Source organism: Sphingomonas sp. GW821-FHT02B09, from assembly GCF_059421875.1.
The window spans coordinates 131,760-155,656 of sequence record NZ_JBWKVV010000007.1; the positions used below are offsets into that span (position 1 = coordinate 131,760).

Genomic DNA, 23,897 nt, shown 5'->3' on the forward strand with positions numbered 1-23,897 from the left:
AAGGGCGAGGTGCGTAGCTAGCGTCATCATCACATATCCAGGCTGAGGTTTTTTTCGGGAATGCCGCGCAGCTGCTCGACGGCGTCGGACATGGCGGGCAGCGAACTGAGGTCGTCCATGTCGAGCGGGGGCATTCCGAGCTGGTCGTCTTTGTCAGGTCGACCGACATCACGCTGGACTTGGTCGTCGCTCGCGCCGATCGTCGGCATGCCGTCTTCCATGCCCTTCATGTCGGCATAGTCAGTGTCCGAGGCGCCCATGGGCGGCAGGTCCGTCATGTCGAGGCTCGCCGGATCGACTAGGATCGGCTCCTTCACCTCGTCGAGCACGGCCATCGCCTTGCTCAGGGCATCGTCGGCATCCTTGGTGTTCCGACCGGTGCCATCGACTTCCAGTTGCCCGAGGCTCTCCAGGGAGGATGTCTTGTAGCCGGTGTTGCGGTCGAGCTGCGCCTCGAGCTTCTTCTGGTCGTCAACAACCATGATGAGGTCGTCGCGGACACGCGTGATGATGACGTTGGTCAGAAGCTGGTTCGAGAGGTTGCTCTCGAAGCTCTGCATGACACCGATCGCCTTGTCGGCGGTAACGCCCTGCGCCATGTGTGCGTTCAGCGAATAGGCAAGGTCGAGCCGGGACAGCATCGGGTCGTTCCGTTCGAGCGTCACCGTCTCCTTGGACGCTAGCTCGACGGTGACACGGCCGCCCTCGATCGAGGTGATCGTCGCCATCGCGGCATTGTGCATGCCGCGCTCCTTGTCGGTCGCCGTCCAGCGGATCCGGTCGCCCTCATAGACCCTGACCGTCTCGAGGGTGGTCAGCTGCATCCGGTCGCTCTCGATCATCGGATCGATCCGCTGCGGCGAGAACTTCACGTTTCGTCCGGTGCTCTCGAGCTTCACCCCGACCTTGCCGTTGGCGAAGACCCTTTTGACCTCGGCCGAACCATGCCGCAGCCCGATCTCGGGAACGCTGCCTCTGACGTGCAGCGTTTGCCCCGGCTTGTAGAACTGCTGGTAGCGCAGCTGCTCGCGAAGCATGTTGACGGGCTGATGCACGGTCAGGAACAGCCCGTCGCCCTTCAGCGTGCCATCCTTGATAAGGCCTTCCTGGACAGTCTTGTTGATCGTCTCGCGCGATTCCTTGCCGGACGCGAAGATAGCAGTGACGGCGCGCTCCTCCGGCGGGAGCTCCAGCCACATCGCTGCAGCCTTTTCGGCAGGGTTCTTATCCTCGACAACCTTGTCGCCGAGCACGCGCAGCGCCTGGGCCGCCTTGCCGACGTTGGTAAGTGCCGCGACGGTCCGCAGCTGATCGGTGCGTTGGCGGATGTTCTCGTCCATGCGCGCCGTGGTGATGCCGGCAGCCTGTTGCACGGAAAACGACTTGCCGCGATCGATCGGCTGCAGCTGCCGGCGATCGCCGATCTCGCCGAGACGCTCATTGCCCAACGCGTCGGCGATGGTGAGCATCTTGAGCATCAGGGGGTCGGACACCATCGACGTCTCGTCGACGACGATGATCGTGTTCTTCATCTCCGCCCGCTTGGCTTTGGCCTCCGGCGTGTTCGGATTGTCGACGTGCTTCTGGTTGTCCAGCACGAATGAGTCGATCGTCTGCGCCTCGATCCCGGCCGCCTTCATGTCGTCGACCGACATCTCCTGTGGCTTCAATCCGTCCTTCAGGTCGGTGACCATCTTGTTCTGGAACGCCAGACCGAGGACGCGCATGCCTTCCTCGCGGGCAACAGCAGCCGTCGCCTGCAGCATGGTCGACTTGCCCGCGCCGGCGACGCCCTGAACCGCGACGATGCGATCGGTGCCGGACACCAGCAGTGTCGCTGCGGCGAGCTGCCCGGGGTTGAGTTCGAAAGGAGAAGCCGCCTGAAGCCGGCCGGGTGCGTCGGCCGCGGCGATGATCGGGTTCGCCCGACCTTTGCCGGCCTCCACCATCGCCAGGATGCGCTCTTCGTTCTGCAGCGCCTCCGGCGTGGTCACGGCTTCGACAGTGCGGCCGTTCATCTGGATGTGCCCGGGCAACAGCTTGCCCTTCTCTGTCAGCTGCTCGATGCGCGCCTCGACCGTCTCGATCGTGACGCCCTTGAAGCCGAGATCCAGCGCGGTCTTGGCCACGCGGTGCGTCTCGAAAGCTGCCTCTCGCTGGTTGTGCATGCGGATCGCCGATGCGACCGCATACTGCGCATTCATTTGCCCTTCGGACAAACCGAGGCGGACAAGGCCACGGTCCACCAGCGGATCGCGAGATCGGAGCATATCGGCGACAGCGGCACGGGTGGCACCCACGGCCTCCACGATCGCCTGATAGCCCCGTTCTAGTGGGTTTGCGTTCTCGCGCTCCTGCGCCTTCGCTGCGGCCGCCATGGCGCCTTCCAGGAGCTTCTTGCCGTCGAAGCCGGCAGCGGCAGCGTCCTTCATCCATTCGATGACCAAGCCCGCCTCCCGGTCCTCAACGTTCAGCTTGGGATCGCGCGTGTTGACGGTGATCTGGTTGCGCCCCTGCGGCGACACGATGCCGAGTTCAGCGGCCTTCTCGAGGATCTGTTCGCGGCGCTTGCTGAAGGTATCGAGCACCTCCTTGGGCACGCCGACAATCTCGAACGTACCGTGCTTGCCGTCCATGCGGACCTGATAGCCAAGCTTCTCGAGCTCATCCCGAAGGTAGCTATGATAGATCGATCCGATGACGGTGTTGCTGGCCCAAAGCTTCTGAGCATCAAGCGCTTTCCAGCTGCCATCCGGCATCTGGGTCATGTTGGCGACGATCGAGTGGATGTGTGCCTGTGGATCGAGGGCGCGGCTCGTGTCGTGTTGGAAGAGCGCATAGACCAGGTTGCCGGTTTTCACCGTCTCGGTCTTGCCGTCCTGCGTTACCCGAGCCGCAGCAATGTTTTTCTCGACCCACGCCATGGTCTTCTGCACGGCGATCGTCTTCGCGCCACCTGGTCCAAGGATCCGCTTATCGCCGGCGATATAAGCCATCACGGACACGGACTTCGGCGCCGAGAAGGTCAGGTCGAACCCGGGGCGTCGGCCCTCCCGCACATCGACCTTCTCGCCGGACGGCAACTCGCCGCTCAGAACCTTGGCGAACGCCTCCTTGGCGACGGCACCGGTGAGGCCAGCAGCGGCAGCGCCTTCGCCGCCCCACATACTGACATCACCGGCCTTTTCGTCGGTGTAATATTCGCCGCTGACGAAGTCGTCCTTTGCGAAATATTTGGCAGCGCCAGACGCCGATTTGACGGATGCGATCGAGTGCATCGTCAGTCACCAATGCCTAGGCCGTCATCCTCTCTTCCGTCAGGAAAGGCGTCACGCGCCTCCCTGATGGACAGGTCTTCCGGGCGCTCCGACGTCGGCTCAGCCGTGGGCATGCGCATTGCCTTCCCATGCCGATCGTTTTCGTTGTCGGGCGGTGCGTTATCACGAGCGGCAACCGACCCGCGGCTATCACGTCGATCGTCGTCCAAAGCGGGTCGTTGTTCCGCCGTAAGGGTCTGCGGTTCGCTCTGGGTTTGGGGATCGGCTGTCTTGCCATCGCGCGAATGGTCAATCTCACCTTCGGTCGGCTGTGACAGAATGTTCGCGGCGAACTTGTTAGCATCATTTGCTGGTTCCCTCTCGGGCTCTTCCAAGCCGGGTGCCTCTGCTCGCCCGACCTCATCACCCCCACCATCCTTCGGCTTTCCACCACCTCCGCGCACAACCTTATGAGGCTCGTCCGGCTCGCCGGGTTTGCGCCGAATGAAGCCCTCGGCGACGGTCGCGTAATGCTCCCATTCGAGGCGGACGCGAGCTGCAGGAAAACCATCGGGAAACTTCACGAAGCCGTGCAGGCTGGGGAGGTTCATGATGTCGTCGGCGATGACCAGCGGTTCGACCTGTTTGCGGGGGGTTAGGGTCGAGGCATCGCGGGTGTTGTTGTAACCGTAGCTATACCCCTCATCCATCTGCCGGATCTCGCGATTGCCGATGTAGCGAGCACCCTGCTCGGCGGTGTCGAGATCGGCTGCCGCGAGGATCAATTTGGTCCGCGCGAGCGACGATAGATTGCGGGCATTTTCTTCGCCGTAGACCTGCACCAGCTTATCGAACGAGTGGAGGCCGAGGACCATCGCTCCGCCGAAATTTCGAGCCGTTTGCAGACCGCTTTCGATCGCCGGCAGCCGGTGCAAAGCGCCGAGCTCGTCGAACACGAACCAGGTACGCAGCGACCGGGTTTTGCGCATCGTCATCAGCGAGTGGATCGCGAGGTTGGACCACAGCGTCAGCAGCGTCCGGTTCATCTCCAAGTCGGTGTAGTTGGAGGTAATGAACAGGATTGAGCCGGGCTTCTTTTCGGCGGTCATCCACGCCTTGATCGAGTATTGCTCACCGTCGTCAGGGAGGAAGCGCAGGACGTGCGCGTTGGTGTTGAACACGGCGCGGATCGACTCCGCCATCTTGGCCGCTTCAGGGGCCGTAATCGGGTCGGCGATGGTGTTGGCGAGGTGCTTGTGGACCAGCTTCAGGTCGGCGGTCATCAGGTTTTCCGCGAGCGCCTGATTGGACGTCAGACCCTCCTCGATGAGCTTCATGCACATCTCGATGAACAGCGTGCGCGCGGCCAGCACCCAGAAGGGGTCGCCACCCCCGCCATCAGAGGGGATCAGCGCCGCGGCCGCAGCGGTGAAATCGCTGTAGCTGGTGCAGTCGTTGAAGATCGTCCACGCCGGGCAACGCGCATCGGCCGGGTTCAAAATGGTGTCGCGATCGGGATCGAAGAATGCCTCGACATAGGCCCCCGTCAGGTCGAACACGACGGCGCTATCTTCGCGTTCGCGCATCTGCCGAAGCAGCTTGCGGAAGACGGTCGTTTTGCCCGATCCGGTGGTGCCGAGCGTAAGGAAGTGAGACTGCTCGAGCCGGTGCGGGAAGGGGATGCCAGCCACACTATAGGGATGGTGGATGCCGCCCAGCTTCCGCGCCTTGAAGGGCATCGCCAGCACCTGCGCCGGCGTCTTGTCGGGAAAGATTTGACCCGCTTCCTTCACGAACTCGATTTTGTTGTGCTCGGCGATTTCCGCGTAGAGAAGGTCACGCTCGACCAGCAGCGCGCCGCGTTCGTGGCGCTCCTGGATCATCGCCTTGCCGCGCCTCGCCGAGAAGTCGACGTACCAGATCGACAGGGGCACAGTGACGACCGTGGCGAAGGTCAGCGAGGCGAACAAACCTTTGACTGCCTTGCCCCAGGCGAGCACCACCTCAGGCACGAACGGGACGTATCCCATGAACGTCGAGCGCACGCTGCTGTCCGGCAGACGGAGGTTCACCCGCTTCATCTCGTCGAACGAGATCCAGTCCCATAGAGACGACAGGATCCGCATCGCGATCAGCTGGACGTTGTTCTCGTCGAGCGTCAGTGACAGGATGATCGTGTAGGCGAGCAGGAACGTCCCGAGCCACACGAAAACCGGCATCCGCGCCCCCTGCAGCCACATGAGGACCTGGGTGTTGAGGAGCTGGCTCCCGCGAGTGAAATTGCCCGAATTTCGAGGCGGTGCGCCGCGCGAGGAGTGATGCTCCTGCGGGATCGGCCGCTTATCATTGCGGATGTCCTTGCGCGGTTCCTTGCCCGGCTTTTTGGGGTCGTCACGCGCCATGGTGAAGCTTCATGCGACGGTCGGTTTCGAGGACGAGCGTCTCGCGCATTTCCGGGTGATCTGCCCGGATGATCGCGTCGAGCGCGACCTGCATATATTCTGTGACGCGAAGGTGTCGGCGCTTACTGTCCGTCATCAGTTTCGCACGCTCGAGATGTTTCTCGATGGCGAGGCGAATGACGTCGGAAGGCGTGCATCCGGTCGATGCCGCCTCTGCGTCGAGTCGATCACACAGGTCGCGGGGTATCCGGACCGAGCAGTGACGAAAGGATTTCAACTTCCAGCTCCCTAGCAGGGGGGCTGGTGGGGTCTCCGAAAGGTGCCTTGTTGTAGACGGTCGGCCAGCGGTCTTCAAGCACGGGATTCGGCGCTACTGAAAGAACGTGGTACGCTGTCCCACGCAAAAACGGCGGAAATCAGCCATTCTCCGGCTGTGGGACAGTGTCCCACGAAACGTAACACGTTGTCCCACGCACTTTCCGGGAAAATATCCGTTGTTTTACAACGGGCTAGGCAAGCGCAGCTTGCAAAGGTGTGCACTACTGTAGTCCCGATACCCCCGTGTTGCTCTGATCCTCTTGGCCCTTTGGATCGATGAGAAGATCCTCTGGGATTCGGCGGGGCCGGGAACCGCCTTCAAGGCGGAATTGAGCGATGATCCTGCGCTTCGCGCGGGGTTCTTGGGCCTGTTCGGCGATGATCGTCATGGGGTCTCTCTGGTTGTGAGGGGAGGCACTGGTCTCGGTCTTTCCGAGGCGCCGATCGCGGGTTATACCGGGCCCGTTCAGAGCCCGATCAGCCTGACCAAAAAGGCAAGACATATGGCGAAGTCACTGGACGCTGAAATGGCCGCGATCGAGGCCGAAGAACGTAAGCTGGCGGAACGCCGAAAGGCTCATCTGAAGAAGCTGCGGGATACGGCGATCGACAAGGTCGAGAAGGCAGGGTTGTTGAAGCTCCCGCTGGATCGACTGGAGCGGTTGATGGAGGCGGTGAAGACGCTCGGTGTCGACGAAGTCGAGACGCGGATCACGGCGTAAGCCTGATCCGTTTCGAGCCCCGATCGACACCAATGGCCGCACCGGGATTGCTACCCAGTGCGGCCATTCTCTTGTTCAAGGAGCGCGGCGCAGCCGGCTTGGCATCCGCAGGCAAAAAAATGGGACGCCAGCCGTCAGGCTGGGCGTCCCATGTGGGTCGGTAAAGCGGCTTGGGTCGATCAGACCCAAGCGAGCAGATGGTCACCCTCGACTGGCTTCAAAGCCGCCATGGCCGTCAGGGTCTCAACGCATGTCGCCATCGCAGGATCGTCGTCGAGACGACGCCTTATCCGCGGGTTGGTCAGCCGGTCGCGAAGCTCGGTCATTGCGATGACGCCAGCGTTCGCGCGATCGAGACCGAGGCCCGCGAGGAGAGCCATTGCGCTGTCGTCTGCGACCGTCAGCTGCGGTGCGCCGTCTAGCGTCAGCGAGAGCCTGATCTTGATGTCCGAGCCGCGGTGATCCTGCCAGACGCGGATGCGCCGACCGAGGTATTGTGCCTCGTCGAGAATGGAAATCACATCGGGGTCATGGTCGAAGCATCTCGAGACGACCGCCAGCGCGAGATGGCAGACGCGTGCCTCCAGTTCGAAGGCGTCGTCGCCCGTCATGCTATGGACCGGTGCGAGCATGGTGAAGCCCAATCGCAGGGACTGTTCGGCGAGTAGGTCGCGGAGCGCTCCGAGCTGGTCGGGGGTGATGATCGCAGCCTTGGGCGGAAGGATGCCGTTGCCATTTTCGACGCGGAAAGTGATGGTCATCGCGACCTCCATCATTGAAACCGCATCTCCCTTTCTCCCTCCTCTCCGGAGAGTTCGCGGGACGCCTCGACCATAGCGGCCGACCAGCCCGCGAGGCGTAGCCCGCGCACGGCCGCAGGGCCGTTGCGCAGGGGCGAGCGAGGCGGGCTGGGCGTCAGGCTGGCGGGTGCATCGCCGCATGGGTCGAGGCGTAGCAAGGGGAGGCCCGCAGGGGCCGTACCGATGCGAGCGAGCCGGCTCAGGCCTCACCGACCGGCAGGCAGCAAAAAGGGCCGCCCGGTCGCCCGAGCAGCCCCGACGAAGAAGGAGGAGCCGTAGCCCCTCCGGTTGTTACTTGGTGATCTGGTTGACCACGCCGAGGACAGTCCCGGCAAGCGCGCAGATGGCGATGATGCTCGTCACGATGATGAGCCAGACCCGCATCTGATCGACGGCACCCTTGAAGCCATCCATGCTGGTCTTGATGGCGTCGAAGCGAGCAGTGTGCCCGTCGAGTTTGCCTTCCAGCGCCTTGTTTGCCTGTCCTACCGCCACGTCGATGTGCTCCTCGAGTGCGTCGACGACCCGCTGGGCCGTATCGGCATCGATTTTAGCCTCTGTGAGCGCCCTGAACAATAGAACCTCCATTTCCGTTCCTCCTTCGTCTCTGTGACGATGCTCACGCGTCGGTCGGGGCGGTGGGGGTCAAGGACCGCGAAGCGGCCGCGTTAGCGGCGGTGGGGGTCACGATTTTGCGCAGCAAAATGGTGGGGCCCCGCCGTCCTTGAGGCTCGCCGCCCCGGCCGACAGACTGGGACGACTTGAGAGAGAGTATACCCCCGCGGCAGCAGCGACGGGGCGGGCTCGATGCCCGCTCCGGCGCTTCCCCGGCCGAGGCGTAGCAAGGGCAGGCCGAAGGGCCTGACCGATGCGAGCGAGCCGGGGGCCGGCCGGGCCTTGAGCCTCACCCCGGCGAGGGGCTTGCCGCGAGAATCATCAGCGCCGCTTCGTCTGTGCGGCCCTGTGCGATGATGATCCCGCGCGCGTTCCCGCGTGCTGCTTCGGCCGCGATGCCCTCGGCGATCTGATGCGCGTCGTCGAACTCGTCGGAGCAGTCGTCGTCGACCACCAATTCCTCCAGCTCATGATCGAAGCGCCCGGTGTATCGGCCCGCCCATCCGTCACGCTCCCGGAGCGCGTCTTCCAGTCGCTGGATAGTCTGGAACCCGTGGCGCTGAGCGGCGAAATAGCCGGCCTCGTGCGTGGCGTAGATGCGCTGCGTGTTGATGCTGTTCATGACCGTCTCCTTCATCTCGATGACGGTGTCCTCGCGTTGGTCGGGGCGGCGAGGGTCAAGGACCGCGAAGCGGCCGCGTCAGCGGCGGTGGGGGTCACGATTTTGCAAAGCAAAATGGTGGGGCCCCGCCGTCCTTGAGGCTCGTCGTCCCGGCCAAACACTAGGACGTCTTGAGAGAGAGTTTTCCCCCGCGGCAGCAGCGACGGGGCGGGCTCAATGCCCGCTCCGGCGCTTCCCCGGCCGAGGCGTAGCAAGGGCAGGCCGAAGGGCCTGACCGATGCGAGCGAGCCGGGGGCCGCCCGCTGATCTGGGAGCGCTGCGCGGCGATCGCGGCGCGGCCCGGCGGGGCCGTGCCAAGGGTGCCGCGTGGTAGCGACGGGGCGGGCTCGATGCCCGCTCCGGCGCTTCCCCGGTCGAGGCGTAGCAAGGGCAGGCCGAAGGGCCGGACCAATGCGAGCGAGCTGGGGGCCGCTCGCTGATCTGGGAGCGCTGCGCGGCGATCGCGGCGCGGCCCGGCGGGGCCGTGCCAAGGGTGCCGCGTGGCAGCGACGGGGCGGGCTCGATGCCCGCTCCGGCGCTTCCCCGGTCGAGGCGTAGCAAGGGGAGGCCGAAGGGCCGGACCGATGCGAGCGAGCGGGTGCCACGCCAGCCACCAGGGCGATACTCGCCGAGCTCGCCGGCGCCCGACACAAGCCTGCGGCAGCGCACTACCGGAAGGGGGAAGTCGAGCGGTTGCGCGGCGACCAGGCGCGGCCCGACGGGGCCGTGCCATGGGTGCCGCGCAGCCGCTCGACTGGCGTGGGGGAACCGTAGGGTTCCCCCCACAAGCGACGCTGACGGAAAAGGGCCAGCGCCGGGGTTCGCCCGTCGCTGGCCTAGTCATTCCTGCCAAGGAAAGGGGAGGGGCGGCGCGCTCTCGGTTGCGCCGCCCGATAGGTTAGCTGAACGCCTGCCGCTTGGTTGCGGTCGGGGCGGGTGCCTGTCCGTCGATGCGGAAGGCGTGGGTCGGGACGCGGGCGTTTTTCAGCACCTGCAACAGGTTGGATTGCAGCCCGGAACCCTGACAAACGATCGCTTCGACGGGTGCCAGCTTTGCAAGCTGCTCGTTGCGGACGAACCCGGCGCGGTTGCCATAGCGGCCCGTCTGCGGGGTGAAGGCAACCACGGTTACGCCACGGCTCGCCGCCCATGCTGCCGCGATCATATCGCAACCCTTGCGCTGTGCGGTGGTGCAAAGCGTCATGTGGGGCACGCGGGCCTTGATCTGGTCGAGGCGGTCCCAAAGCTGCTGGAAGTCGTGCCACTCCTGCCCGCCGGAAAAGACAACAAGCGGGCCGGTCGGGTTGCGCTTTTCGCGGTGGTCCTGCGCGCGGGCTTTCAGGAAGTCGAGGGCGGCAATCTGGCTTGCGGTGCCTCCGCTCGAAACCTTCGATCCGCGCGCGGGGGACCATGGGTGGCCCGACTGGGCGCGGTAGCAGTCGGCGGCATAGTCGCGCATACATTCGATGGCGGCGCGGCGCTCGGTCATCGTCTGCGCGCGAAGCTGCAATTCCTCCATCTCGGTTGCGTAGATTTCCGACGGATCATAGCGACGGGTCATCTCGCCAAGGTCGCGGCAAAGCGCGTCCTCCTCGCGTTCCAGCTTCTGCGCCTCGAAGTGGAAGGAATTGACGAAGCCCCATGCGATGGCCTGTGCGCTCGGCTCAAGGCGGGTATCGCGGAACAGGTCAAACAGCGTCGCCATGATCGCCGCGCAATCGTGTTGCGCTTCGATCGGCTCGGGCATGTCGAGTTCCTGACGCTCGCCGCCAAGCTCCACGATGGAAAGCGCGCCGACCTCGCCGAACGCCTCCTGAAAAGTGGTGGTCGCGGTCGCCTCGGCGATGCTCTCCGCGATCTCGGCCGCGCGGCTCTCGCTGGCGGTGTCGTGCTCGGCGGTATCGTCGGCGGGGTCGCAGTCGTGGCCGTCGGTGCGCGCGGCGTTGTTGCGGCGGGTTTCCCAACCCTTGCGGGCTGCGTCGGCGCGGCTGCTGGCCTGCTGTGAGAGGGCTTCGCCCATTGCGGCGAAGCTGGTAAAGCGGGCGGAGGTCGGACCGTTCGTCATGGTTGCAAATCCTTTGGCAGGGTGGTTTCGGCTTAGGGTCGGGGGAGCGTTTCAGCCGCTCTCCCCGCCCGTCTTGGGGGTCTTAGAACGCGGGGATTTCGTCGGTTTCGGCAAGCTGGCCGTTATCGGTCGCGTTGCCGCTGCCGAACCCGTCGTCGGCGGTCGCCTTGCGGCGGGTCCGGCGGGTGCCGTCCATATTCTCGCGGCGGGGCTGCGGGCGGTTCCACACGACGCGGAAACCCTCGTCGTTGTTGCCGAACAGCGTGATCTGCAGCGGCTCGGGGAGGCTGGGGTCGTCCAGCTTGCCCTGATAGAAAACCTCGCCGGTGGAATTGCTGGTCAACTCCCAAAGCGCGCCGATCTGCACCCAGCGGCGGGCGACGTTGAGCGCGACGATCTCGAAGGCGGGCGCGCGCTCGTTGGTGCTGTCGACCGGGCGGAGGCCAAGGCGAGCGAGGTCGATGGTGGCAGTGGCGATCGAACCGACAAGCTGACCGCTGACCGACTTGAACTGACCGATGTTCATAATACTTACTCCATCTAGGCGGGGGCCTGTCCCCCTATTTGCCGGTGCTTGGGGCCTTTCCCCTTCCGGCATCTCTCTTTTACCCCCTCCCCTCTAAGTATTGAAGCGCATTGATTTCTTGACAGCCAAGTCATCGTACACGGTGAGTCCGAGCAAAAATAGCTCCCGACTAGGGAGCGTAAATAATCAAATCAAAGACGCATTGATCGCGGTAGCGAGCAATTCAGATGAACAGGTACGATGTTTGGGGGGCGTAGCCCCGGCCTGTGATCTCATCGCACCCGGAGCCGTCCTCGCAGGGGCTCAAGAGGCAGGCACGGCCGGCGGGGTCAACACGAATGACGGAGGCTCCGCCGCTTTAGCGGTGGAAACCGTAGGGCCTTTAGGCCCGGTATTCTTGTTGAGGCGTCTTCAAACAAACAAAAGCATTGCCAGCTCTGCTGGCAATTCTCCTTTGACGCCGACCCCGTCGGACGGGTCTGGCACGCAGAGACACTGAGAGACGGCGAAGGGTGTGATGAGATCATTGGCCCAACAAACAATCATCATGCGCGCAAGCGCATGATTCTACAGCCGCAGGCTGCCGGCGGTGAGCGAGCTCCTGGGCGTGACACGAGGGGAGGCGCGCCACCTCGCCCCACATCGTCCGCGAAAATGGCGCAGGAGCTGCTCTCAGCGCGTCCCGGGAGCCCGACAAGTGATTGTACCCGATAGGGCCGAGACCCGCTCTTCGCGGGGCTCGGGGAGCCTCTTGGCGACTATTGAACGGTCCCGCCCTCTTGGGCGGGATGTCCCATACCTTCCTGCCTTCCTTCCTGCATCGACCAATAGGCTGCTTCACCGGAGATGATGTGCGGCCTACGATCCAGCTGACCAGCAAGCCAAAGGATCGCGAATGTCACGAACCACCATGAGCTATCCCGCGATCGCTGCGTCTGTTCTCATGGCACTGACGCTCGCTGCATGCGGTCGTGAACCAACCGCGATGCCCGCCGGGACGGCAAGCGCTCAGCCGGATACCGTCGTCACCAGTCGATCGGAGGGTAAAGCTGTGCCGAACCCCCGGCGAGGGAGCTACAAGAAGTCCGATCCGAATGAGCAGTGGGGCTACAAAACCCCGAAGTGAGGCTCGTCGCGCCGCGCATCCGCAGCGGACCTCGAGATCAAACTTAGCTGTGACGGCCGCGCTGCGATCGGGCGGCATCGATGATCCGCATGAGGTGACTGGCAACGATCAGCTGCTCCGCCGGCTCAGCTGGCCCATTGTAGCTCACCTCACGGTGACCGACCGGATTGCGGAACAGGCCGAACGCGCCGGCAAATAGCTGGCTGACGGCATCCTTCTCGGCGTCGTGCATGTCAGGATCCGTGATCGGGCTGCTCTGCTTGTGGAAAGCGGCGCGCATCAGCTGCGTGCCGGTGCCCTCACACCCGCTTACCTCGGCGACGGCGATCTCCAGCGCCTTGAACGCCGCGAAGACTGCCACATCGTAGTTTCCGGCGATGAAGTGGTGCCAAGCCTTGTCCGCGATCGTGGTGTAAAGCAGCTCGCGAGGCAATCCGGCGGCTTGCCGATGCTTGGCGAACCCGTCATCGAGAAGAAGCGCCTCCGCGCGGCGAGACAGCTCGACCACGCCGACGCTGCGATTGCCAGCGGACGGGACAAGGAGCCCTTGCGCCTCTGCCCACGCCCATGCCTCGGCAATGGCTTGGCCAACGCGGGGCCCTGCGGCTTCGTCGAAACCGCCTAGGATATTCACCTGCGTGACGGCCGGTGAAGGGGAGTTCGTGCATGTATCGCAGGAGGTATTCCGCCGCCTCCGACGGTTGCAGGGTCAGCAGCACGTCGTTGTCAGGGAAGGGGGGAGGCAAGTTTCTCATCCAACGTGATGCAGCTCTACACGCGGTGCCGGCCGACGCAGGTGCTGGAACGCTGTGACGTTAGGGAACAGCAGCTTGGGAAGGTCGAGCAGCCAGCCCGACGCCGTCCAGCAGCCGATCATGACCGCGGTCCAGAGACCGAAATAGACCGCCGCGGTAACCTCACCTTCGAGGACGGAGGCGCAGCTGAGCCAGATGAAGAGGCCTGCGAAGACGGCGACCCGTTTCCAAGTGTAGCGGTCGGTGACCCAGCGCGCGCGACGCTCGAGGCGCTCCACTTCGCTCAAGAAATCGCGGCCGGGGCGTTCGCGCCGATGATCCATCTGTGGTCCTCCCGCAGTGACCGATAGCCGATGCGTTTGGTTGGCGAAATCCGATTGCGATCTGATCGCGGCGCCTCGTCGATGCATCCTATGTGGTTCTAATTGGCCGGGGCTTCATTCCCCGGTGCTGGTCGCCATCTCCCGCGCATGCGGAACGGCCTCCTCTCGGAGCAGAAGATTGGACCCGCACAATGTGAGGTATCACTTTTCAGGGGTGGATTTACCGTGCTCCAAAAGGAAGAAGCAGGGATCGAGCGGATACATCGCCTCGTCCCAATTTCACGCATCAGTTCGACATAAATCAAGAGCACGAAATAGAATCTCAAGCGTTTGCTTGTTGGCAGGGAAAAAAAGGTCGCAGCGATGGATGACCAGGCGATGCTCCAGACAATGGAGGAGTATCACAGACAGATCATGGATGGGCTGACGAACATCCGCGCCCATTGTGGGGCGTCCACTCCAGACAGCCCGGCGCTGGACGTAACGCGCAAAGATTTGAGCGCGGTCAGTCAGGCACGATCGGCATTCGTCACCGACGTCGTGGTGCCTCGACTCCTTCAAGACAGCGATGTCGATGAACGGGCGGAGCTGCTCGACTTGCTCTGCGTGATCGCGGCGAAGCGGGAGATCTCGTTCGAGCATGTCGAGAGGTGGACGTCGACCACGATCGAGGCCGATTGGTCCGGCTATTGTGGAGCCGCGAGGGTCATTTGGGCGATGATGGAGGATCAGCTTGAGCGGGAGCGCCAATTCATCATCAGCCGCCTCCGAAACGTGAGCGAGGCAGCCGTTCCGGCTCGTTGAGCCGGCGGATGCTGCGATGCCGTCGCCACCTGCGGGACAGCGGTAGCGGCGAGGGTCAGCAAACAAAAAAAGGGCCGGCGTGAGCCGACCCGAAAAGTTTTAGGAGAGGATGCCTGAAAGGCGTCGCCATGCTGCATCTGCGAACATTATGTTGCAAGTGCTAAGATGCTTGGAAACGCAGCTTTTCGCAACGATATCGGAACGGCATGCGGCGATCGGCCCGCACGCTGATCCAACAGAGGTTTATGACCGACACGCGCGTGACGACGATTGAACGGGCCTTTCAGTTGGCAAAGGCCGGAAGCTGCCGCTCCATCAGCGATATTCGAAACCAGCTCTCGGCTGAAGGCTATGACGGCGTCCATGGCCACCTAGACGGCATGAGCATCAAGCGGCAGCTCAACGCGGCGCTGGCAGCGCGCGGCGTCACGCCTTCCAAGGTCGATGAGGACGACTGAGCGTGGGTGAACGATCACGAGACGATCGCCGTTAAGCCGCAGGCTAGACGGCGACCTTTAGCGGTTCGGGCTTTTTTCCGTCGGGGAGGGTTTCGCGCAGATGGTCATGGACCATCGCCTTCGTGAACGGCTTGCCGATGAACGTGGCCTTCTCCGGCATGTCGCCCGCCTCGGGCTTGATACGGCCACTGGCGATGACGATCTCGATATGCGGCCAGCGCTCTGCGACGTGGCGCGCGAGCGCAAAGCCGTTAGTGCCTCCGGGCATTTCAACGTCTGAAAAGAGGAGGGTGATGCTCTCGGCATGATCCGGAAGCATAGCGATCGCAGCATCGCCATCATCTGCCTCGCGGGTGCGAAAACCGGCATCTTCGAGAATGCCGCTGATATCCATGAGGATGATGGGGTCGTCATCGACTGCCAGTGCATAGGGGACGGTGGACGTGGTCATGTCGCTTCAACCCGTAATTTAGGAGAACGGTTCGCCTTTGCGCGTGATTTCAGCGGCCTGGCCGTCCGAAAATCCGAGAAAGGATCGACCGCTTGGATGGACGTCCGCGATGGTTGCTCTCGCGAAGTCGCGTCGTGACGGTCGAGGCGCGAGCCAACATGTCAGGTGTGTGCAGGTGAGCGAACATTGGGCTCTGGCCGTCGACCATCCCGATGTTGTGGAAGGCATCTGCAAGAAAGCGAATATCGTGACGCTGCTCGTCATCGAGTTCGTCACGCGTAGCGGATCGGATGGCGATCAGGGCGTCGGACGCTCCCTTGATCCAGGCCACCTCGTTGGTCGTAAGCTCTACCATCATTGATCCCCTGCCTCGGCGTTTCCGACCCACGGATCGAGCAGCGTCGTGCCGGCGCCGGTAAAGTCGGCCACATTCCGGGTGACAACCACGAGGCCATGAACCAGCCCGGTCGCTGCGATCCACGCGTCACGCTCGCTCTTGGTATCCGGCACATGGAGCCGCGCGCAGCGCAGCGCGATCACGGCATCGATCGCCAGAATGCGGCCCGCAAAGGCAGGCATGACCTTGTCGTGCAGCCACAGCCGTAGCACGCTCGCCTGATGCGGATCGCGTCGTTCGAGCAGGGCGATGCCGAGCTCGACCTCCATCACCGTGATGACCGATAGGTACAGGTCGGCTTGATCAACGCTGTTTGCCCAAGCCTCCACGGCGGTATCGATCTTGCCGCTGCGCCGCTTGCGCAGTTCGGACAGGACGTTGGTGTCGAGGAGGTACATCAGTCGAAGACGGCCGGACGGGGAAAGGTAGCAGGCCTGCTGAAATCGACGTCGATGTCCCCAACCTCATCCATATCGAGCGCGTCGAGGATCTTGCCTGGAGGTGCTTTCAGGCGCTCGTATTCGGCGAAAGGCATGACCGCGATGATGGGGCGGCCGCGTTCGGTGATGATGACGGCACCGTCAACGGCCGCGCGTTTGATGACGCCCGGTGCGCGTTGGAAATCGCGGCTGGAGAAAGTTTGCATGGCGCCTTGACCCTCAATGTCGTGACGTTCAGACATTGCCCCAGGAAGCGGAATTGTCAATGCTCACCATGGTGGCGATCATCCCCATTGCATGACGTGCTGGGCAACCCTGCGACCTCACCCGAAGGAGGATAAGATGAACGTACAGGACATGATGCGGGGGTACGATTACGACCTTCCGCTCTACGACGTGCTGAACAACAGCAGCGTCAATGCGAACGGCGATCCGGAGATCTCGGCCGATCGCCGGGTGCTGGCAGGCGCCACCATCGGCATCGGTCTCGACGTAGCCTATCTGGCGATCACCGAGATGCAGGAGGCCTTCGAAGCGCTGGCGCGCGATGTCGGCAATGGCGTGATCGACGGCGAAGGCACCCAGGACCTCGCCGAGATCCTGAGCGCGCAGAACCCGTTCCAGATGCGGCTCTGGTATCTGCTCTACGATACGCCCTTCGAACAGGCGCACGAGGATCTGTGCTGGTTGAAGAGCCTGACTTACCGCCGCGGTAGGATGTGCACGGTGGTGCGCGAGGAGAAGCTGGCGGTGGTCTACGCGACCAATGCGGATTTGTGCGAGAGCCTGACCGCAGCACAGCTCATGGCGAACATGACAGCCAAGGGCTGACGATCACGGCCTGGTCAAGCGACCATGGCCAGAAGATGCTCCGGGTGTTGTGGCCGGCACCGGGAGACGCGGAAGGGCTGAAGGGGGTTGTCGGTGCCGACCACGAATTGGTCGATCCCGGTTTTCTCCCGGAGCTGAATGGCGACGGCGTAGGCGTTCTCGAGTGAAGCGAGCGAACCGCGGCGTGGCGAAAGTGCGATAACGGTCATTTTGATGTCCCTTCGGGGTGGGTGTCCTTCGGGTAAAGTCCTTTGGGTGAAGTGCCGCATGGCGGATGGGAACGGGCGCACTGACCCGTTCATGGAAAATTGAAGCTGACCTGTGTAACAGGGATAGCGGACCGGATTCGATGCGTGAGCGTTTAACCAGTCTATCCCCGTTTCGACGGAGGATCCTTCGATCGACGGGGTCGGGACCGCTGCTATCGGTTTCGGCCCCGTTATCGTTTCAGCGCGGCAGAGCCTTGGTGCGGTTCCGACAAGAGTCGTTGTGCAGCTGGGTAAATTTCTTCCTCCTCGCGCTTGGTTAGCCGCTCGAGTGCGGCGTGAAGCCGGCGTGCGCTAGCGGCATATCCTGACCAATTGGCTGGAACGGTTCGCGCGTGCCAGTCCCCGATATGGGCGGAATATGCCAAGCGAAGATCACGCGTTTCCGCCGCGATATCGGCAAAAGCCGGGATCTGTGTCGTGAGCCCGCGTGCCCGCAAGGGCGAATGCAATTCTTCCTCTTCGGTCTTGAGGTGCTTTGCGATCAGTCGGGCGAGCGTTGTTCGTGCAGTTCCGAGTTGCGGTCCAGCTTCCTCGAAGGATCCCGCAAACAGTTTTGTGAGCTCGGCGACGGCTGACAGGATTTCGGCATGCTGCTGCTTCAGCAGCGCGATCTTAAATTGCACCAGGGCGTCCTCGGGATTGCGGCACACGAAAATGCCCGACATGCAAAGTCGGTTGCCTTCGGCCCAAATTTCAAGATAACCACGCTGTCGAAAATACTGATAACTACCTGATTTAACATAAACAGTATTATCGAACTACTGATTGGGGCCTGCATGTAGACGCAACGTACAAATGTCACCTGGCTGCAAGTTAGAGATGTCACAGCCGACGTCAACGCGGCCGACGGATGGCATGTCGCCCGCACGGTTGAGGGCGCGCGCTGATGACGGTGGTTGCGATGAGCCAGGGCGAACTGACGCGGTTTGACATTCTTCAGCGGGTCGGACGTGGCGAGCTGCGCGTCAGCGATGCGGCAGCATCGCTGAGCCTCTGCCCGCGGCAGATCTACCGGCTGCTGGATCGTCTCAGAGCCGACGGCGCGGCCGGCCTTGTGTCTCGCAAGCGCGGGCGGGCGAGCAACAGGCGGTTCAATGACGCATTCCGCGACCGCGTGGTCGGCATCGTGCGGGAGCGGTATGCCGACTTCGGGCCGACGCTGGCGTGTGAGTACCTGGCCGAGCGGCATGGGATCACGCTATCGCGCGAGACGCTGCGGCAGATGCTCATGGCGGCCGGCGTGTGGAAGGCCAAGGTTGCGAAGCGCGCCCGGCTTCACCAGTCGCGCTACCGGCGCGAGTGCCGCGGTGAGCTGGTGCAGATCGACGGGTCGGATCATGACTGGTTCGAGGGCCGCGGTCCGCGTTGCACGTTGCTGGTCTATATCGACGATGCCACCAGCGAGCTTATGCACCTGGAGATGGCCGAGAGCGAGAGCGCCTTCTCCTACATGCGCGCAACCCGCAGCTATCTCGAGCGCCACGGCAAGCCGGTGGCCTTCTATTCGGACAAGCACAGCGTCTTCCGGAACAACAACGCGACCGCCGACAGCGACGGCATGACGCATCTCGGCCGAGCGCTGGACAAGCTCGGCGTCGAGATCATCTGCGCCAACTCGCCACAAGCCAAGGGGCGTGTCGAGCGCGCCAACGGCACGCTGCAGGACCGGCTGGTCAAGGCGATGAGGCTGGCGGGCGTCTCCTCCATCGACGAGGCCAACGCCTTCCTCCCCTCCTACGTCGCCCGGCACAATGCCCGGTTCGCGTGTGCGCCAGCGGACCCACGCGACGTCCACCGCCCGCTCGCCGCGCATGAGAACGTCGAGGCCGAGATGGTGTAGCGCGAGGAGCGGACCGTCACCGCCTCGTTGGCGCTGCACTTCAACAAAGCCATGTTCATCCTCGAGCCGACGCCCCTCACCCGCTCGCTGGCCCGCAAGCGCGTTCACGTGTGCGAGTACCCAGACGGTCGCATCGAGATCCGCCACGGTGAGCGCGTGCTACCCTACCGCGTGTTCGACAAGATGCGCCGGGTGAACCAGGCCGCCATCGTCGATAACAAGCACCTGGGGGCCGCTCTGGCGATGGCACATGCCATCCAAGCAGCCGCGCCGCATCATCCCAAACGCAACAACAACGAGCCGGCGCGCAGCTCTCGGTCCGTCGGGGTCTTCGCAATCCCTGCCCCAGCCACGGGCAAGGCCGACCGGCGCCGGCTGTGCACACCGAAGCTGAAGAGCGACTCCCGCCTGTCCAACGAGGAGCTGGTTGCTCGCGGCCTCGCCGATTATGCCTGTTCATCAGAAAGGTAGGGGCGTGTTAACCAGACCAAGTCTATGTCGGCCAGAAAGCGCTGCAGGATGCCCGGTGATGATCAGCACAATTAGCTTGCCCTCCCCGGCCTTGTATACGCGCACTACTCAGGTGAAGCTCGATCCGGAAAAGACGATCGGGAAGGTCGCCAACGTAACGACGCAATCATCCTCGATTTCCGCACAACCCGCCAGTCTCGCTGATACGCAAGCTCCGTCCATTACGCCTGATTGGGACTATTATCTTTCATACAACAATATTGATCACAGTCAGGAGGACCTCAAGCGTGTCACCACAGAGGGTGGGCGCATGCTAAGCCGCTCTCAAGGCTTGCCGGATGGTCACTACGATTTCTCAAGGATGACGGGTAAGCAACTCAACGTCGCCATAAATGACATAATTGCAAATGATAGGGCACCACAGTCAGTTATCGACGGCCTCAATGCAATACTGGCAACTACCTACGATACCCCTCGCAACATGCTGGATGAAGCGTCCGGCAGCATCGAGTACGAAAGCTCACAGAAAAATACCTTCGTAGTCGGCATCTTGAGGGCGGCCTTAACATACATGCAGGCCGATAAGGCCCTGCTCGAAACGCTGAAGCCGAAGGAGCTTACGACGCAGGAAGCGCTAAGCAATCGTAGCATGCAGGCTCGATCCGCCAACTAAGCGGCGGGACCGAGCCCGCTGCTGGCGCAGCGGGTCCGAGGGCGCGAAGACCGAGATGACGGCGCCTGAAGCGCGGCTCCCGCCTGTCCAACGAGGAGCTGGTTGCGCGCGGCCTCAGCGATTACGCCTATTCATCAGAACGGTAGGAGCTCGTTAACCAGATTAAGATTATACCCGGACGGCACGTGCTGCAGGATGTCCGGTTATGATCAAGTCGACCAGCTTACCCTCTCAGGCTATCTACATGCGCAGCAATCAAGCACAGATTGTTGCGTCGGCGACGACTGAAATGATGCCTGCCGCACCGACGCTGAATTCGCCACTTGCCACACAGGCAGCTAAAATCACCAGCGCGAAGGCGTCATCTGGTACGCCAGACTGGGATTATTATCTCTCTTACAACAACGTAGATCACAGCCAAGAAGATTTTGTGAGCGTCATGACGGAGGGTGGTCGTCTGCTGAGCCAGTCGCAAGGCTTGCCTGAGGGGCATTACGACTTTTCGAGGATGAGCCGTAAAGAGATGAACGTCGCGCTGAACGATATAATCCTGAATAGACGGGCACCTCAGGACGTCATTGATGGGCTCTCCCAGCTTTCAAACACGACCTACGACGAGCCCCTGAACCAGCTTGAGGTCGCAGCGGGCAGCATCGAATATGAGAGCTCACAAAAAAACACCTTTGTCGCGGGTATTTTGAAGGCAGCCTTGACTTACATGAAGGCAGACCAGGCTCTGCTCGAAACGTTGAAGCCTAAGGAACTCACGACGCAGCAGGCGCTTGGCAGCCGTAGCCTGGCGGCGCGATCCGCGAGCTGATCGAGAAAACCAAGCTCGCTGCTGGCACCGCAGACCTGAAGATACGCTGAGCGCTCCAGCGGTGACTGGTGCTGCTGCTCCACGGAACGGCCGCCTTGATCAGGCGTGTCAACCCGGTTGCAAGCATCTGCTTGGTCGAGGATACCGCCTCTACCATTCAGAGGACGGAACGCTGCAATGAAGATAATCCTAGTCGTGTCGATCCTCCTGGTAGGTCTAGCTGGTTGTCAAAAGGACGGTGCCGAGCAGACTCGATCTGACCTTCGAGCGCTTGCCGAGCGTACTCAGGCGCAAAGGGACGCGAGCCACCAGCGCGCGATCGATAGCGCGAGGGCGACGGCGAATATCACCGTATCCGACATTGATCCGATGCCAAAGGCTCCCAAGGGCAACTAGCAAGCGGCTGAGCCTTTGCACGACAAACGTTCGCTGTGGCGACGCTTAGCGAGTTGTTTAAGTCGCTCGCGTTGGCGGGCGTCACCAAGCCCGCTGCTGGCGCAGCGGGTCCAAGGTCGCAAGAACCGAGAGGTCACCGCATCAGCGGGGGCAGCGCTGCGCTGCTTGGGGGGCTCCACGCTGCCCCCGCTGCCACCACGAGTGTCATTTCTATCTGGCGGAGAATGTGTCTTTTCTAACTGGCGGCAACATGATTGGGGCCTGCATGTTGCTTGCTCAGACGACGTACCGCCGAGACAAGTTTGGCAAGCGCAGGATCGCGGATCGGCTCGGCAACGCGAAGTTCTCGGCTTCGCCCGGCGATCGTCAGCCCGACGGTATAGGTCCGCGCATCCGGCCTCGGGCTGTCGTTCGTAGGCGTGCAGCTGAAGAAGTCGGCCTGATCGGCAAGGCTGGCGATCTCCTGACGCTCCGGGGTGGCAAGATCGTCAAACGAGACCGTCTGTTCCTTTGCCCGTCCGGGAAAATGGGCAAGCCCGCCCTCGATCCGCACGCGGGCCTCGCCCGTCATCGTCTCGTCGCAGGTCTTGCCCGTCTGCATCAGATCACTCCAACTGCGCTCCAGGCCTCGGTGACGGCGGTCGCCTCGGCACTGCCCGAGCCGTACAAACGCGCCGCGACGTCGATGGTGACGCGGGCGAAGCCGGCGAAGTCCGTGTTGGCCCTCGTATTGGGGTCCAGCAGCGCATTGTACCAGATTTGCCCGGCCTGGTCCCATGCCTTTCCGCCGATCGCGGTCGCGGCCAGATAGAAGGCTCGGTTGGGGATGCCGGAGTTGATGTGGACGCCGCCATTGTCTTGGTTGGTACGGACGAAATCGTCCATGTGGCCGGGCTGCGGATCCTTGCCAAGGACGGGATCGTCATAGGCAGTGCCGGGCGCCTTCATCGAGCGCAAGGCAACCCCATTCACCTTGGCGGTCAGCAGCTCGGCACCGATCAGCCAGTCGGCCTGGTCGGCGGTCTGGCCTAAGAGGCGCTGCTTCACGAGGCTGCCGAACACGTCCGAAATGCTCTCGTTCAAGGCACCAGACTGGTTGAAGTAGGCGAGGCCCGCCTCCTTCTCGGTGACGCCGTGGGTCAGCTCATGACCGATCACGTCGAGCGAGATGGTGAAGCGGTTGAACAGCTCACCATCGCCGTCACCGAAGACCATCTGGGTGCCGTCCCAGAAGGCGTTGTCATAGTCCTGGTCGTAATGAACCGTGGCATCGAGCGGCATGCCGGCATCGTCGATCGAGTTGCGCTGATACGCCTCCCAGAACAGGGCGAATGTCGCGCCGAGCCCGTCATAGGCCTCGTTGACCGCAACGTCGCCGGTAGGTGCGTCGCCCTCGCGCCGCACGACGGTCGCCCCTGGTGCCTCGGGTTCGCCGCCCGCGTCGCGGATCGTCCGCAGCGGGCTCGGCGTCAGGATGTTGCCCGCCGCGGCGCGTCGCCGCGCGGTCGCGCCGGTAACCGGCCCCGCAGTGCTGGCGCGGACGATCCGCATGGTCGGATCAACCAGCAGGCTGTGAACAGCCATCGCCCGCTGCTCAGGGGAGCCATTCGCGGCGATCTGCGACAGGATGTAAGGCGGCAGGATGCAGTGAAGCGAATGACGATGGGTGGAGGTGCACATGTTCGTCTCTCCTCAAGGGGTTTCGGTCAGCTGCGGGCACGGCGAAGGACAAAGGGAACGAGTGCCACCCACATGATGGTAATGAAGGCGAGGACCTGGCTGGTCTGCTCGGGGCCGCCTGGCAGGTAGCCAAAGCCACCAAGCGAGGCCGCGTAGAGTTCGAACGAGACCACCGCGACGGCGATCGCCACCACATCGGCATCTCCCCCTCTCTCCTCCTGCGTTCCGAACCAGCGCAGCACGATGATGAAGAGGGTGATGATGGCAATCAGGATCAGGCGGACGACGGCGTCGCCAGCTGCGATGCCGATCGCGAGCGGGTAGAGCGTCACCGCCTCGACCGGGAACAGCTTCACAAGGCTCGCATAGTAAGGTTCGGGCGCCGGCGCGGGTGCAGGGCGACGCCCTCCCCTCGCCGATGGCGCGGATCCGCCCCGCAGCCGCAGCGTACCCCGCAAGGCGGGCAGCGAAGTCATGCTGCCCTGCCCATCCAGCGCCGTGATTGCACGCTGTACGGCCTCGGCATAGCGCGTCACCGCGGCTTGGTCTGGCGTGAGGACATTGCCAATCGTCTTGGCCTGCTCGCAGCGGTCGAGCACTGTGGCGAACACCGGTCGATCGCCGTCGTCGCCGCTATGCTGAGCCGCGAACTGATCGCTTGCGCTGCCAAGCGCCGTGCGGAGCCCGAAGAAGGTGTCGAAGAAGCGCGGCAGGTAGCGCGGATCGACAGTGAATGCCTGCAGCTGGTCGATCAAGGCGTCAGCTGCGCCAATGGCCTGGGTGAAGGTCGTCATCGG

General features: G+C 62.9%; 25 protein-coding genes and 1 pseudogene. 7 read left to right on the forward strand and 19 right to left on the reverse strand.

Annotated features, from left to right (window positions below):
- Window positions 1-29: 29 nt before the first annotated feature.
- Genes mobF through AC07U4_RS20755 form a run of 3 tightly spaced genes read right to left on the reverse strand, consistent with a single transcriptional unit; the run spans window position 30 to window position 5,936 of the window.
- Window positions 30-3,278 (reverse strand): MobF family relaxase, encoded by a 3,249-nt coding sequence (gene mobF, locus AC07U4_RS20745; RefSeq protein ID WP_495196877.1) that lies wholly within the window; start codon window positions 3,276-3,278, stop codon window positions 30-32.
- Window positions 3,279-3,280: 2 nt separating this feature from the next.
- A complete protein-coding gene (locus tag AC07U4_RS20750) occupies window positions 3,281-5,659 on the reverse strand; it encodes a type IV secretion system DNA-binding domain-containing protein (RefSeq protein WP_495196878.1) in 2,379 nt (792 codons plus the stop codon).
- Complete coding sequence (locus AC07U4_RS20755) at window positions 5,649-5,936, reverse strand: ribbon-helix-helix protein, CopG family (protein ID WP_495196879.1); 288 nt, start codon at window positions 5,934-5,936, stop codon at window positions 5,649-5,651. The genes AC07U4_RS20750 and AC07U4_RS20755 overlap by 11 nt, the downstream gene beginning before the upstream one ends.
- 301 nt (window positions 5,937-6,237) lie before the next feature.
- Between AC07U4_RS20755 and AC07U4_RS20760 the strand changes: the two genes are divergently transcribed.
- Window positions 6,238-6,699, forward strand: a complete 462-nt coding sequence (locus tag AC07U4_RS20760) for a hypothetical protein (RefSeq protein ID WP_495196880.1) — start codon at window positions 6,238-6,240, stop codon at window positions 6,697-6,699.
- Window positions 6,700-6,878: 179 nt separating this feature from the next.
- Here AC07U4_RS20760 and AC07U4_RS20765 read toward each other — a convergent pair whose 3' ends face one another.
- From AC07U4_RS20765 to AC07U4_RS20795, 7 genes are all read right to left on the reverse strand, one after another.
- A complete protein-coding gene (locus AC07U4_RS20765; RefSeq protein ID WP_495196881.1) occupies window positions 6,879-7,475 on the reverse strand; it encodes a hypothetical protein in 597 nt (198 codons plus the stop codon).
- A 315-nt stretch (window positions 7,476-7,790) separates the two neighbouring features.
- Window positions 7,791-8,087 carry a hypothetical protein gene (locus AC07U4_RS20770; RefSeq protein ID WP_495196882.1) on the reverse strand — a complete coding sequence of 99 codons (297 nt, stop codon included), beginning with the start codon at window positions 8,085-8,087 and terminating at the stop codon, window positions 7,791-7,793.
- A 316-nt stretch (window positions 8,088-8,403) separates the two neighbouring features.
- Window positions 8,404-8,736, reverse strand: coding sequence for a hypothetical protein (locus AC07U4_RS20775; RefSeq protein ID WP_495196883.1), 333 nt, complete (start codon window positions 8,734-8,736; stop codon window positions 8,404-8,406).
- Window positions 8,737-9,673: 937 nt separating this feature from the next.
- On the reverse strand, window positions 9,674-10,840 hold the full coding sequence (locus tag AC07U4_RS20780) for a DUF2493 domain-containing protein (RefSeq protein WP_495196884.1): 1,167 nt from the start codon (window positions 10,838-10,840) through the stop codon (window positions 9,674-9,676).
- Between the two features lie 82 nt (window positions 10,841-10,922).
- The gene (locus AC07U4_RS20785; RefSeq protein ID WP_495196885.1) at window positions 10,923-11,366 is read right to left on the reverse strand and encodes a DUF736 domain-containing protein; all 444 of its coding nucleotides are present in this window, start codon (window positions 11,364-11,366) and stop codon (window positions 10,923-10,925) included.
- Between the two features lie 1,169 nt (window positions 11,367-12,535).
- Window positions 12,536-13,000, reverse strand: a complete 465-nt coding sequence (locus tag AC07U4_RS20790) for a TIGR02391 family protein (protein ID WP_495196886.1) — start codon at window positions 12,998-13,000, stop codon at window positions 12,536-12,538.
- Window positions 13,001-13,243: 243 nt separating this feature from the next.
- Complete coding sequence (locus AC07U4_RS20795; RefSeq protein ID WP_495196887.1) at window positions 13,244-13,570, reverse strand: hypothetical protein; 327 nt, start codon at window positions 13,568-13,570, stop codon at window positions 13,244-13,246.
- 363 nt (window positions 13,571-13,933) lie between these two features.
- Here AC07U4_RS20795 and AC07U4_RS20800 point away from each other — a divergent pair, with 363 nt between their 5' ends.
- Window positions 13,934-14,374, forward strand: coding sequence for a hypothetical protein (locus tag AC07U4_RS20800; RefSeq protein ID WP_495196888.1), 441 nt, complete (start codon window positions 13,934-13,936; stop codon window positions 14,372-14,374).
- A 245-nt stretch (window positions 14,375-14,619) separates the two neighbouring features.
- A complete protein-coding gene (locus AC07U4_RS20805; protein WP_495196889.1) occupies window positions 14,620-14,832 on the forward strand; it encodes a hypothetical protein in 213 nt (70 codons plus the stop codon).
- Between the two features lie 43 nt (window positions 14,833-14,875).
- On the opposite strand, the gene AC07U4_RS20810 is transcribed toward AC07U4_RS20805, so the two are convergent.
- Genes AC07U4_RS20810 through AC07U4_RS20825 form a run of 4 tightly spaced genes read right to left on the reverse strand, consistent with a single transcriptional unit; the run spans window position 14,876 to window position 16,326 of the window.
- Window positions 14,876-15,283, reverse strand: a complete 408-nt coding sequence (locus AC07U4_RS20810; RefSeq protein WP_495196890.1) for a response regulator — start codon at window positions 15,281-15,283, stop codon at window positions 14,876-14,878.
- A gap of 49 nt (window positions 15,284-15,332) precedes the next feature.
- Window positions 15,333-15,638, reverse strand: coding sequence for a hypothetical protein (locus AC07U4_RS20815; protein WP_495196891.1), 306 nt, complete (start codon window positions 15,636-15,638; stop codon window positions 15,333-15,335).
- Window positions 15,638-16,078 carry a type II toxin-antitoxin system VapC family toxin gene (locus AC07U4_RS20820; RefSeq protein ID WP_495196892.1) on the reverse strand — a complete coding sequence of 147 codons (441 nt, stop codon included), beginning with the start codon at window positions 16,076-16,078 and terminating at the stop codon, window positions 15,638-15,640. The genes AC07U4_RS20815 and AC07U4_RS20820 overlap by 1 nt, the downstream gene beginning before the upstream one ends.
- Window positions 16,078-16,326: a type II toxin-antitoxin system Phd/YefM family antitoxin gene (locus AC07U4_RS20825; RefSeq protein ID WP_495196893.1), complete on the reverse strand. Its 249-nt coding sequence runs from the start codon at window positions 16,324-16,326 to the stop codon at window positions 16,078-16,080. Before AC07U4_RS20825 ends, AC07U4_RS20820 begins: the two co-directional genes overlap by 1 nt.
- A 136-nt stretch (window positions 16,327-16,462) precedes the next feature.
- Between AC07U4_RS20825 and AC07U4_RS20830 the strand changes: the two genes are divergently transcribed.
- Window positions 16,463-16,951: a hypothetical protein gene (locus AC07U4_RS20830; RefSeq protein ID WP_495196894.1), complete on the forward strand. Its 489-nt coding sequence runs from the start codon at window positions 16,463-16,465 to the stop codon at window positions 16,949-16,951.
- Between the two features lie 14 nt (window positions 16,952-16,965).
- Here AC07U4_RS20830 and AC07U4_RS20835 read toward each other — a convergent pair whose 3' ends face one another.
- Entirely contained in the window at window positions 16,966-17,160 is a 195-nt protein-coding gene (locus AC07U4_RS20835) for a hypothetical protein (protein WP_495196895.1), read from the reverse strand.
- Window positions 17,161-17,390: 230 nt separating this feature from the next.
- A complete protein-coding gene (locus AC07U4_RS20840) occupies window positions 17,391-17,885 on the reverse strand; it encodes a hypothetical protein (protein ID WP_495196896.1) in 495 nt (164 codons plus the stop codon).
- 221 nt (window positions 17,886-18,106) lie between these two features.
- Here AC07U4_RS20840 and AC07U4_RS20845 point away from each other — a divergent pair.
- The 3 genes and pseudogenes from AC07U4_RS20845 to AC07U4_RS20855 all read left to right on the forward strand — a co-directional run bounded on the left by AC07U4_RS20845 (window position 18,107) and on the right by AC07U4_RS20855 (window position 21,024).
- Window positions 18,107-19,531: pseudogene (locus AC07U4_RS20845) on the forward strand (ISNCY family transposase).
- Between the two features lie 58 nt (window positions 19,532-19,589).
- Window positions 19,590-20,204 carry a hypothetical protein gene (locus AC07U4_RS20850; RefSeq protein ID WP_495196897.1) on the forward strand — a complete coding sequence of 205 codons (615 nt, stop codon included), beginning with the start codon at window positions 19,590-19,592 and terminating at the stop codon, window positions 20,202-20,204.
- A 205-nt stretch (window positions 20,205-20,409) separates the two neighbouring features.
- Window positions 20,410-21,024 (forward strand): hypothetical protein, encoded by a 615-nt coding sequence (locus AC07U4_RS20855; protein WP_495196898.1) that lies wholly within the window; start codon window positions 20,410-20,412, stop codon window positions 21,022-21,024.
- Window positions 21,025-21,655: 631 nt separating this feature from the next.
- Here the strand turns inward: AC07U4_RS20855 and AC07U4_RS20860 are convergent.
- Genes AC07U4_RS20860 through AC07U4_RS20870 form a run of 3 tightly spaced genes read right to left on the reverse strand, consistent with a single transcriptional unit; the run spans window position 21,656 to window position 23,894 of the window.
- Window positions 21,656-22,021: a protealysin inhibitor emfourin gene (locus tag AC07U4_RS20860; protein ID WP_495196899.1), complete on the reverse strand. Its 366-nt coding sequence runs from the start codon at window positions 22,019-22,021 to the stop codon at window positions 21,656-21,658.
- Window positions 22,021-23,100, reverse strand: coding sequence for a M4 family metallopeptidase (locus tag AC07U4_RS20865; RefSeq protein ID WP_495196900.1), 1,080 nt, complete (start codon window positions 23,098-23,100; stop codon window positions 22,021-22,023). Before AC07U4_RS20865 ends, AC07U4_RS20860 begins: the two co-directional genes overlap by 1 nt.
- Window positions 23,101-23,126: 26 nt before the next feature.
- Complete coding sequence (locus AC07U4_RS20870; RefSeq protein ID WP_495196901.1) at window positions 23,127-23,894, reverse strand: hypothetical protein; 768 nt, start codon at window positions 23,892-23,894, stop codon at window positions 23,127-23,129.
- Window positions 23,895-23,897 lie beyond the last annotated feature (3 nt).

Excerpts from the sequence above, each read along its gene's own strand:
- mobF (WP_495196877.1), bottom strand. The coding sequence starts at position 3,278 with ATGCACTCGATCGCATCCGTCAAATCGGCGTCTGGCGCTGCCAAATAT.
- AC07U4_RS20750 (WP_495196878.1), bottom strand. The coding sequence starts at position 5,659 with ATGGCGCGTGACGACCCCAAAAAGCCGGGCAAGGAACCGCGCAAGGAC.
- AC07U4_RS20765 (WP_495196881.1), bottom strand. The coding sequence starts at position 7,475 with ATGATGGAGGTCGCGATGACCATCACTTTCCGCGTCGAAAATGGCAAC.
- AC07U4_RS20770 (WP_495196882.1), bottom strand. The coding sequence starts at position 8,087 with ATGGAGGTTCTATTGTTCAGGGCGCTCACAGAGGCTAAAATCGATGCC.
- AC07U4_RS20775 (WP_495196883.1), bottom strand. The coding sequence starts at position 8,736 with ATGAACAGCATCAACACGCAGCGCATCTACGCCACGCACGAGGCCGGC.
- AC07U4_RS20780 (WP_495196884.1), bottom strand. The coding sequence starts at position 10,840 with ATGACGAACGGTCCGACCTCCGCCCGCTTTACCAGCTTCGCCGCAATG.
- AC07U4_RS20785 (WP_495196885.1), bottom strand. The coding sequence starts at position 11,366 with ATGAACATCGGTCAGTTCAAGTCGGTCAGCGGTCAGCTTGTCGGTTCG.
- AC07U4_RS20795 (WP_495196887.1), bottom strand. The coding sequence starts at position 13,570 with ATGGATCATCGGCGCGAACGCCCCGGCCGCGATTTCTTGAGCGAAGTG.
- AC07U4_RS20800 (WP_495196888.1), top strand. The coding sequence starts at position 13,934 with ATGGATGACCAGGCGATGCTCCAGACAATGGAGGAGTATCACAGACAG.
- AC07U4_RS20805 (WP_495196889.1), top strand. The coding sequence starts at position 14,620 with ATGACCGACACGCGCGTGACGACGATTGAACGGGCCTTTCAGTTGGCA.
- AC07U4_RS20810 (WP_495196890.1), bottom strand. The coding sequence starts at position 15,283 with ATGACCACGTCCACCGTCCCCTATGCACTGGCAGTCGATGACGACCCC.
- AC07U4_RS20815 (WP_495196891.1), bottom strand. The coding sequence starts at position 15,638 with ATGGTAGAGCTTACGACCAACGAGGTGGCCTGGATCAAGGGAGCGTCC.
- AC07U4_RS20820 (WP_495196892.1), bottom strand. The coding sequence starts at position 16,078 with ATGTACCTCCTCGACACCAACGTCCTGTCCGAACTGCGCAAGCGGCGC.
- AC07U4_RS20825 (WP_495196893.1), bottom strand. The coding sequence starts at position 16,326 with ATGCAAACTTTCTCCAGCCGCGATTTCCAACGCGCACCGGGCGTCATC.
- AC07U4_RS20830 (WP_495196894.1), top strand. The coding sequence starts at position 16,463 with ATGAACGTACAGGACATGATGCGGGGGTACGATTACGACCTTCCGCTC.
- AC07U4_RS20835 (WP_495196895.1), bottom strand. The coding sequence starts at position 17,160 with ATGACCGTTATCGCACTTTCGCCACGCCGCGGTTCGCTCGCTTCACTC.
- AC07U4_RS20840 (WP_495196896.1), bottom strand. The coding sequence starts at position 17,885 with ATGTCGGGCATTTTCGTGTGCCGCAATCCCGAGGACGCCCTGGTGCAA.
- AC07U4_RS20850 (WP_495196897.1), top strand. The coding sequence starts at position 19,590 with ATGATCAGCACAATTAGCTTGCCCTCCCCGGCCTTGTATACGCGCACT.
- AC07U4_RS20855 (WP_495196898.1), top strand. The coding sequence starts at position 20,410 with ATGATCAAGTCGACCAGCTTACCCTCTCAGGCTATCTACATGCGCAGC.
- AC07U4_RS20860 (WP_495196899.1), bottom strand. The coding sequence starts at position 22,021 with ATGCAGACGGGCAAGACCTGCGACGAGACGATGACGGGCGAGGCCCGC.
- AC07U4_RS20865 (WP_495196900.1), bottom strand. The coding sequence starts at position 23,100 with ATGTGCACCTCCACCCATCGTCATTCGCTTCACTGCATCCTGCCGCCT.
- AC07U4_RS20870 (WP_495196901.1), bottom strand. The coding sequence starts at position 23,894 with ATGACGACCTTCACCCAGGCCATTGGCGCAGCTGACGCCTTGATCGAC.